The organism is Spiroplasma sp. hy2 (assembly GCF_044714365.1).
Taxonomy (GTDB): domain Bacteria; phylum Bacillota_I; class Bacilli_A; order Mycoplasmatales; family Mycoplasmataceae; genus Spiroplasma; species Spiroplasma phoeniceum.
Genome location: NZ_RXFZ02000197.1, coordinates 1 through 1,640, shown reverse-complemented (window position 1 = coordinate 1,640; position 1,640 = coordinate 1). Strand labels below are relative to the sequence as shown.

The 1,640-nt window shown below is 25.4% G+C and carries 2 protein-coding genes; one reads left to right on the top strand and one right to left on the bottom strand.

Annotated features, from left to right (window positions below; genetic code table 4):
* Positions 1 to 168: 168 nt before the first annotated feature.
* Complete coding sequence (locus tag EHV01_RS05330; RefSeq protein WP_422066552.1) at positions 169 to 489, top strand: S1 RNA-binding domain-containing protein; 321 nt, start codon at positions 169 to 171, stop codon at positions 487 to 489.
* A gap of 51 nt (positions 490 to 540) precedes the next feature.
* On the opposite strand, the gene EHV01_RS05325 is transcribed toward EHV01_RS05330, so the two are convergent.
* Entirely contained in the window at positions 541 to 1,476 is a 936-nt protein-coding gene (locus EHV01_RS05325) for a hypothetical protein (protein WP_422066551.1), read from the bottom strand.
* Positions 1,477 to 1,640: the final 164 nt, after the last annotated feature.

The window sequence follows — 1,640 nt, the reverse complement described above, 5'->3', positions numbered from 1 at the left end:
TATRTTGTTTAATTATCATTACCTCCTTTTAGGAGTTGTTTTATTTCAAATAAAAAACAACCCTTTAATAAGGGTTGTTTTTTCCTACTTCATCCTTTATTCTACAATAGCAAATCATTTTTAGCATTTTAATAATATAATAATGTTATGAAAAGGAGAAAAAATATTATGTATGATAAAAAAAGCAAGGTTATTGTTAAAATAACAAATATCACGCCGTTCGGTGCTTTTTGTGAATTAAAAGACGCAGCTGGTTTAATTCATATTAGTGAATTTTCTGATTTCTTTGTTCGAAATATTCAAGAATTTGTTAATGTTGGTGACAATGTTGAAGTAGAAGTTCTTGATTTTGACCCCGTTAAAAAACATGTCAAATTAAGTTACAAAAATTGCCGTCCAGAATTATTGAAAAAGGACAATAATCCAACGGAAGAAACACTGCTAAATTCAGAATCATTACCTAATAAGCATGATTTATTATCAAAATAAATAAACTAGTAAAAAGTATAAAAAAGGTAAAAAGTAGTTTGAAACTACTTTTTATTTTGCTAAATTTAATTGTTTTTGTAACTGGTTTGTTTGTTTACTACTAATTTTATTTTGTGCAAAATAGAATCCAAAGTAACAGCCACTAATAATTAGGGCAAAGGTTGTGTAAACAACAATTGTTTGGACAGCCATCGGAACTTTACCATTTGTATAACTAGCTTTTGGATTTGTAAATTCCATAAAATCATATGGGAAATAACCCGAGAATGACATATCTGGTCATGGTTTTCAATTATGAGTTACTTTTAAAATATAACCAAAAATAGTAGACACCAAGAAATAACCTAAAATTGTTGCTAAACTATAACCTCATCAACGTAACATAGTTATTTTGTTATAACTTAAATCATGATGTTGATAAAAAACAAAATAATAAATCACACCTAATAGCGGAATTAAAGAATGTTGCAAAAACATACTCATTCATTGAATTGGTAATCAACTTTTAAAATCACCAGTAATTGGTAAAGAAAGATTATAAAAGAATAACGTAAAGCAAATAACTACCATTGTTAATAATCCTACTTTACTATTATCATATCGCCCTTTTCCTTCTTTTAACGTATTAAACGCAGAATTAAGGAAGAAAGCAGAAAAAAGCAATGTTGAATATGAGGTATATAAGGTTAGATTTCGAAAAATAACCATAAAACTAATACTAATATCTGATCAACTTTGTAACTCTGCTAATTTTGTTTCATACTTTGGTACTCAACTTTTGGGAAATATTCCATGATGTTTAGATCATAATGTCAATGATAAACTAACACTAGTAAAAACAATAATTGAAATAATTGGTAAAAGACCAATTATTATTTTAAATCAAAACCGTCAACTTTTAGTTAAAGTTTTAATATTATTTTTTAATATTCAAATTTTATTATTATTTAGTTTTAATATTGTTTCGTTGTTTGTTATATTTTCCATTTTTGGGCTCTTTTAATAATATATTTTTTATTATACTAGTTTTCAACGAGAAAAGCAAGATTCTTTAATTTTGTCGAAAACTCTTGATGAAATAAAAAAAATCATCAATATGACAATTTGAAAACTAATTTTGTGTAAGATTATGATTTTGCTTTAAATTTTTA